Here is a 7770-nt window from a genome sequence, read left to right as displayed (position 1 = left end):
GCCTGTCCTGAGCAAGTTTTAACCCTAAGCCTGGCCAAATGGTGAAACGCGTCGAAGGACGGTCCTCTGCGTTAAGAGCTTTTGATCTCCGAAATGGCCGCGTACTATCGCCGCGTCGTACTATCGCCTGCCGTTCTGTCCCCCTCCCCCGCCCTATTAAAACCGGGCCTGCTGTTTTCCATGTCCATTTTCTTTCCAATCCTGTAGGCGTCTACTATCCCATAAATCCAGAAAATAACTATAAAAGACAACCCGAGATTGTATGCGAGGTTGGCGGAGCTGGAAGATACCTGGGCGGCCGCGTCTGTAACTGTTTTTGTATTGATTACGCCCCCCGCCAGATCAATTTTTTCGAGAATGGCAAGTGCCTGCCGTACCGCTGTAACCACGATTACCGTCAGGCCGGCGAATACCGTAAGCATCAAAACAATGCCGCGTTTATACTGTTTTAAGACAATCTGACCAAAGCCCGGGAATACCACACCGGATAACAGCGCCCCTTTTAATGAATTTTTCATAATGCTCTTCCTATCCTTTCAGGCAGCCTTTTACAGGATTCCCTTGTCCCCCTCGTCCTCAACATTCCTGCAGATGATCTCATCAGGTCTGAAATCTGAGAACCCGGGGTACGGTTTCATGAATTGCCTCAAGCATATCATACGAAAAGCCTGTCAATGGTCAAAAAATCTCGATGAAAAATGGATTACAGCTTCCCGGGAGTCCGAGGCGAATAGGCCTGTAAATCATCATGGACCTTTTCTAACAGGGATGGAGGGGATGGAGGGGATAAAAGTAAACTTTGACCCCGGGCGCAAGGATAACCAGCCGATTTCAAGGAAATCCCGCTCCAAGTATGTAGCGGTTGGGTAAGGAGAACATCTTTTCTCTGCGAAGTCCCGAGCCTGTCGAGGGGCGTCCTTGGCGTCTTGAGTGAGTCACACAGAGGGCGTGACGAACGGGCGTGAGATAATATGTCCTGTGGCGGAGCGTTGCCCTTTAACCCAAAGCTTTAAGGTTTTATCCCCTTCCAGTGTTTGCCTTATCCCCTCCATCCCCTTCATCCCTGTGAAATCAGCACTTTCGCTGCGGCTCCGCATATGACAGGCCTTGCGCTTATCCTCTCCTCCCCGTGTCCATTTTTCTTCCCTCTGGACCCTTCGACAGGCTCAGGGCAGGCTCTGGACTGATTTACCCCGTTGGACGTTGAACCTTGAACTTTGCTTTACCTATAGCCTATAGCCTGCTTTTCCACGTTGAACCTTGAACGTTGAACTCCAACAAAAAAAGAGGGCCTCACTGATTCGCGAGGCCCTCATTTTTTGATTGGTAGCGGGGGCAGGATTTGAACCTGCGACCTTTGGGTTATGAGCCCAACGAGCTACCGGACTGCTCCACCCCGCAACAAAAGAGGTTCTTAACTATCACCGGGAAACGGGTTTGTCAAGGGAACGGGGGGGGCTGGGATCTGGTTCCAGGTTCCACGTTTCACGTTCCAGGGGTTTTCGACACTCCCTGTCCCTTTAATCCCCTTTACCTGCCACGGCGCAGTCCGAAGAACGAAGGGCGAAGGCGGGACTCTGGACTGATTTACTCCGTTGAACATTGAACGTTGAACGTTCTTTATCACGTTGAACCTGCTTTACCTATAACCTGCTTCACCCCGTTAAACCTTAAACCTTGAACCTTGAACGTTGAACGCTGATTTCCCAGCCGCGCGGAAATCAGGTCCGTAACATGCAGCACCTCGATCTCCCCGTGCCCGTTCCGGATCAACCCGTCCCTGATGTGCAGAATGCAGGCAGGGCAGGACGTGACCACGGCCTGAGCGCCTGAGGCAACGATATTCTTCACCTTTCGATCGTTGACCTCTTTGGAGATGTCGTAGTGCTCGATGGAAAAGGATCCTCCCATGCCGCAGCACCTGTCCGCCTCTTCCATGGGGACGAGCTGAACGCCGGCCATGGACTCGATGAGCGCTATGGGCTCATCCCTGACCTCCTGAAGACGCCCCAGGTGACAGGGGTGGTGGTAGGTAACCTTCAGGGCCTGAGCCCCCTGTACCTTCTCACCGTGAACCTGTACGGCCGGGCCCGCCTGGAAGAGAAATTCGTTGATGTCCAGGATCTTCGACACGAAGCCGTCGATACGATCTTCCGGGATGCCCGCCTCCTTCAGAAGGGGCCCGTAGTTGTCCTTGAGATTACCGCCGCAGGTTGCACAGCCCGTCACGATGCAATCAAGCTCATATTTCTCGAATACTCCCAGGTTCTGTACGGCAAGGTCCCTGACAGTCCCCCTGGCGCCCCCGGTCAGCGCAGGCATGCCGCAGCATACCTGTTTCCCGGGAACGGCCACAGAGGCGCCTGTGGCCGCGACAAGGCCTATCATCCCCTCCCCCATCTCGGGGTAAAAGTAGTTTGTCATGCAGCCGGCGAATATACCGACCCTGGGGCCGTCTCCCTTCATGACAAGACCATGGAAGCGATCCGTAAAAAAATGCCTGGCCAGTTTCGGTACGGTCCGGTCGCCTGCAATGAGCGGAAGCGGGAATCGCCGCCTCAGGCCGCTGGATGCCGGCACCCTTCTGAACATCAATCCCTGGAGGGTCCGGCCTGTCCTGACGGCCAGGTTGAAGGTCTTCGCGGCGCCCAGAAGGTGGTTGAGAATAAGACTTTTTCCCGTTTTCATCCCGACCCCGGAGGCCATCTTCTCCCGGGCACGGAGCATTATATCCAAAGTGGGAACATTGCTGGGACAGGCCTCGTCGCACGCCCCGCAAAGAAGGCAGGTCTCCAGGTACTCCCTGTAATGTCCGGTCTCCTGGATCAGGGTCTGGGAAACGGCCTCGATAAGGGCCATCTTTCCCCTTGCGCCGCTCGATTCCACTGCTCTGGCGCCAAAGACAGGGCAAACGGCCTGGCAGGTACCGCACTTGACGCAGCTGGAGGCGGCGTCGAAAGTGACGCCGGTACGATTTTCCCTATGCATCGGGAGCACGGATCTCCCTGTCGGCAATGTCGGGCTCATAATCGAAGGTCTTGTGCGGATTGAGGATGTTATTGGGGTCCAGGGCCCTTTTAATCCGCCTCATGACGTCCATGGTGTCCTTATCGACTTCGAGGTACATGAATGGGGCTTTGGCAATCCCGATTCCGTGCTCGCCCGTCAGGCTGCCTCCAAGACTCACGGTAAGTTTGAACAGATCCTCCAGGGCGGTATGGGCCCGGGCCACCTCGTCTTTGTCCTCAGGATCGATGAGGAGGTTGACATGGACATTGCCGTCGCCGGCATGGCCGAAATTCACGATCCTGACATCCCGCTTTCCGGCGATCTCCTCGACCCCCTGGATCAGGTCGGGGATCTTCATCCTTGGAACGGCGACATCCTCATTGATCTTCAGGGGCCTGATCTTCATGATGGCCGGAGAAATGGACCTTCGCGCCTTCCACAGGGATTCCCTCTCCTCCGGCGTCGAGGCGGTTTGAAACAGGATGGCCCCGGCCTCACGGCAGACATTTTCCAGGATCGCCACCTGGTCTTCCACCACGCCGGGGGGTCCGTCGACCTCGATGAGCAGCAGAGCGGCCGCCTCGGAAGGGATTTCGAGATCGAGGTAGTCCTTGACGCAGTCGATGGCCGACCGGTCCATGAACTCCAGGGTGGACGGCACGATTCTGCTGGTCATTATGTTCGTCACGGCCATGCAGGCCTGCCGGACCTCGGGGAAGGAGGTAAGCATGCTCCCCACCGCCTGGGGCTTGGGGATCAGCTTCAGAAGAAGCCTGGTGATGACGCCGAGCGTACCCTCGGATCCAACGAGAAGCCTTGTAAGGTCGTACCCGGTCACGCTTTTCATGGCGGCCGAACCGGTATGGATGATCTCACCCGTGGGCATCACGACCTCGAGGGCCATGACGTAATCCCTGGTTACGCCGTACTTGACGGCCCGGCTTCCGCCGGCGTTCTCCGCGGCATTTCCACCCAGAGTCGAGAATTTCGCACTGGAGGGATCCGGCGGAAAAAAGAGGCTCTGTTTTTCTACTTCCGCCTGAAGGTCACCGTTGATGACCCCCGATTCCACCCACGCGGTCATATTTTCCCGGTCGATGCCGATAATACGGTTCAGGCGGGACGTGGTGAGGATCAGACCCCCTGCCACGGGAAGGGAGCCTCCGGTCAACCCCGTCCCCGCGCCGCGCGGAACAACGGGAAAACCATCCGCGTTTGCCAGCTTTAGGATGGAGGAGATCTGGGAAGCGTCAGCGGGGTGCGCGACCATCTCCGGCAGAAATCGCCGGTTCATGGCATCGAAAGCGTAGAGGTAGAGATCCTCCGGCCTGTCCGAACAGTTGTCGGAACCTACGATCCTGCGGATCTTTTCCCGGGTTTTGGAACCCAGTCCTTTTAACTCCATCAATTTTGACATTGTCGTAAAAAGTCCATGAGATGATGTTTTGCGAAGTCATCAACCTTTCAGGTGACGCATGTGGCCCTCGTACAGGTACACCAGGGTCTGAGCGGCAACCTCATCGGGATCCCGCTCGATCCTGGCCTCTCCGGTCTCAATTGCCGATCTTGCCACTGCCGCGGCCACCTGTGGGGGCACCTTGAAATTCATGGTACTGGGAATGATATATTCAGCGTTCAGGTCCTTGTCGTCTATGAAGCCGGCGATAGCATTGGCCGCCGCTATTTTCATCCTGTCGTTGATGTTCCTGGCCCTGACGTCCAGGGCTCCCCTGAAAATACCCGGAAACACCATGCTGTTGTTCACCTGGTTGGGGAAATCCGATCTGCCGGTTACAATCACCGCAGCCCCTGCCTTTTTCGCCTCGTCCGGCATTATCTCGGGGATGGGATTGGCCATGGCGAACACGACGGGATCCTTGGCCATGCTTTTGACCATATCCCGGCTGACTATGCCCGGGGCCGAAAGACCGATAAATACGTCCGATCCCTTCATGGCCGCGGCAAGATCGCCCTTTATGTGCTCCCGGTTGGTGACCTCGCTCATCCTTAACTGGACCGGGTTCAACCCTTTCCTCTGCCCCTCGCAGATGATGCCGTGGATGTCGCAGAATATGATATCCTGGACACCGGCGATTATCAGGAGTTTGCCGACGGCGATGCCCGCGGACCCAGCTCCATTTATTATCACCCTGACCTCGGACAACTTCTTTCCGACAACCTTGAGAGCGTTGATCAGACCTGCCAGGACGACGACGGCGGTCCCGTGCTGATCATCGTGGAAGACAGGGATTTCCAGCTCTTTTTTGAGCCTTTCCTCTATCTCGAAGCATCTCGGGGCTGAAATATCCTCCAGGTTGATGCCGCCGAACGTCGGCGAGATGGCCTTGACTATGCCGATGATCTCCTCAACATCCTGTGTGCAGACACAGATGGGAAAGGCCTCCACACCGGCGAAGGTCTTGAAAAGCACCGCCTTGCCCTCCATGACCGGGATGGCCGCGCGGGAACCGATGTTTCCAAGGCCCAGAACCGCGCTTCCATCTGAAACGATAGCTACGAGGTTGCCCTTGCAGGTGAGATCATAGACCTGCTCCGGGTGTCTTGAAAGGTAGGCGCTGGCATCTGAAGACGATGGAGGCAGGTAAAGGCTCTTGAGGATGTATTCGTCCTTGATGGGGACTTTAACCTTGATCTCCAGAACACCCTGATATCGATGATGAAGATCGAGGGATTCCTCATTGAGACTCATGTTCTTCTTGCTCGGAGGAGGAGGGGGGAGAATGGTATATTCGTTTTCGTAGACGATCCTCTTGGTTTTTTTCTCTATCTCGACCGGCGCAACGTTCAGCCTGGCATCTCCCGACTCGATGGCGGTCTGGGCTACCACTCTGGCAACCTTCGCCGCGATGTGGAAATCAAAGATGGGAGGAACGATATAGGAAGAGTTAAGCTTATCCTCCGTAACCATACCGGCAACAACCTCAGCCGCGGCAAGCAGCATCTTTTCCGTCAGGCGGACACCCCTGACATCCAGCATCCCGCGAAAGATACCCGGCGCAACATAGGCGGAGTTGATCTCGTTTGGAAAATCCGATCGCCCGGAACCGACCACCGCGGCCCCGGCTTTGAGAGCCTCATTGGGCATGATCTCGGGAATAGGATTGGCCATCGCGAAGACGATGGCTCCCTTGGCCATGCTCTTTACCATATCCCGGGAGACGATTCCGGGGGCCGAAAGCCCGATAAAAACATCCGCCCCCACCAGCATCTCCTTAAGCGTCCCTTTACGTCGGGGGACATTGGTCTTTCGGGCAACATCGGCCTTGGCCCAGTTGGTGGGCTCCACACGGTAGCGGTAGATCGCCCCACGCCTGTCGCACAGGGTGATATGCTTGGCGCCGGCGGCCAGAAGGAGCCTGGCCACCCCGACGCCGGCGGCGCCTGCCCCGCTGATAACGACATTAACCCTGTCGAGCTTCTTATCGACGATCTTCAAGGCATTTATAAGCGCAGCGTAAACGGCGATGGCGCCGCCGTGTTGATCGTTGTGAAAAACAGGGATGCGGGTCGCTCTCTTGAGGTTTCTCTCAACGGTAAAACACTTGGGAGCCGCAATGTCCTCCAGGACGATTCCCCCGAAATTGGTGGCAAGCCTGAGACAGATTTCCACGATCTCGTCGCAATCCTGGGTATCCAGAGATAGGGGAAACGCGTCCACACCCGCGAAGGTCTTGAAAAATACGGACCGGCCCTCAAGCATGGCCAGGGCGGATTCGGGCCCTGTGCTGCCCAATCCGTACACAGCCGACCCGTCACTGACAATCGCGATGGTGTTTCCCCTGCAGGTCAGGTCAAATGACCTGATGGGGTCTTTGGCGATTTCCATACAAGGGGCGGCCACTCCGGGCGTGTAGAGAAGGCTCAGAGCGGAGGAGTCCTTGAGGGGGATCTTGCTTTCGACCCCTATCAGCCCCTGGTTCTTAAGGCGTATGCTGAGGCTGAACTGGTCTTCCAGTTCTGAATCGTCCTTGCTTTTCGAGGCTTTGGTTTTCTTCGTCACTTAAGTACCCCCTGAATTGGAATCGGGCGGCCGACTTTTCCCCTCGCCGCCCTTATATATATCGGGAAAAATTCTCTTAACACCATCTCATCATTAAATCAACTTACATTGGATTCCGGGCGCCCTTTTACCTTCGCTCTTCGAGCTACGGGGGGTTCGAATAATAACGTTCAAAGTTCAAGGTTCAACGGTTCAACGGGGTAGAGCAGTCCAGAGCCTGCCCTGAGCCTGTCGAAGGGTCCAGTGTCCAGAGGGGAGGACCGGACGCCCTTCGATCCCGCCGACGGCGGGACTTCGGACAAGTGCAAGGCCTGTCATCGCGCCTGTCCCGCCATAGCTCGAAGAGCGACGGCGGAAGCTGAAACCATGCGAAGCGATCTCGTGTGGCGACCATGGGGAGCCGCAGCGAAAATTCTGATTTAACAGGGTGAAGGGGATTAAAGGGATAGGGGAGTGTCGAAAACCCCTGGAACATGGTTATTTCACCACAGTGCAGCCGCTTGGAGGCTGCTCCATCCTTCGACTAGCCCAGGACACGCTGTGGTGAGTTGGCTTTGGACGTTTGAAGTTTGACGTTGAACATTGAACATTGAACTTTTGAACTTTTGAACATTGAACGTTTGAACATTGAACTTTTGAACATTGAACTTTTGAACTTTTGAACGTTTCTTATCCCGTTGAACATTCTTTATCCGCGTTTCAATCCTCAGACTCACGGTTGTTGGCCTGGTTCAGGACCA

5 protein-coding genes and 1 tRNA gene are annotated in these 7770 nt (G+C 55.7%); 1 reads left to right on the top strand and 5 read right to left on the bottom strand.

Translation table 11 applies throughout. The features are described from left to right. Window positions 1-104: 104 nt before the first annotated feature. The 5 genes from GXP52_05695 to GXP52_05675 all read right to left on the bottom strand — a co-directional run bounded on the left by GXP52_05695 (window position 105) and on the right by GXP52_05675 (window position 6985). Window positions 105-518, bottom strand: coding sequence for a hypothetical protein (locus tag GXP52_05695; protein NOY86774.1), 414 nt, complete (start codon window positions 516-518; stop codon window positions 105-107). 806 nt (window positions 519-1324) lie between these two features. Further along, a tRNA-Met gene (locus GXP52_05690) sits at window positions 1325-1401 on the bottom strand. A 222-nt stretch (window positions 1402-1623) separates the two neighbouring features. Then, window positions 1624-2988 (bottom strand): (Fe-S)-binding protein, encoded by a 1365-nt coding sequence (locus GXP52_05685; GenBank protein ID NOY86773.1) that lies wholly within the window; start codon window positions 2986-2988, stop codon window positions 1624-1626. After that, window positions 2981-4414, bottom strand: coding sequence for an FAD-binding protein (locus GXP52_05680; protein NOY86772.1), 1434 nt, complete (start codon window positions 4412-4414; stop codon window positions 2981-2983). Before GXP52_05680 ends, GXP52_05685 begins: the two co-directional genes overlap by 8 nt. Before the next feature lie 51 nt (window positions 4415-4465). Next, entirely contained in the window at window positions 4466-6985 is a 2520-nt protein-coding gene (locus tag GXP52_05675) for an NADP-dependent malic enzyme (GenBank protein NOY86771.1), read from the bottom strand. A 288-nt stretch (window positions 6986-7273) separates the two neighbouring features. Between GXP52_05675 and GXP52_05670 the strand changes: the two genes are divergently transcribed. Then, window positions 7274-7453 carry a hypothetical protein gene (locus tag GXP52_05670; GenBank protein NOY86770.1) on the top strand — a complete coding sequence of 60 codons (180 nt, stop codon included), beginning with the start codon at window positions 7274-7276 and terminating at the stop codon, window positions 7451-7453. Window positions 7454-7770 lie beyond the last annotated feature (317 nt).

The organism is Deltaproteobacteria bacterium (genome assembly GCA_013151915.1).
Classification (GTDB): domain Bacteria; phylum BMS3Abin14; class BMS3Abin14; order BMS3Abin14; family BMS3Abin14; genus BMS3ABIN14.
The sequence above is the reverse complement of the archived record's forward strand: the minus strand, read 5'-3'. Positions and strand labels throughout refer to the sequence as shown.

Bases quoted from the DNA above. Each gene is read 5' to 3' on its own strand.
- GXP52_05680 (NOY86772.1), bottom strand. From the start codon at position 4,414: ATGGAGTTAAAAGGACTGGGTTCCAAAACCCGGGAAAAGATCCGCAGG.
- GXP52_05685 (NOY86773.1), bottom strand. From the start codon at position 2,988: ATGCATAGGGAAAATCGTACCGGCGTCACTTTCGACGCCGCCTCCAGC.
- GXP52_05695 (NOY86774.1), bottom strand. From the start codon at position 518: ATGAAAAATTCATTAAAAGGGGCGCTGTTATCCGGTGTGGTATTCCCG.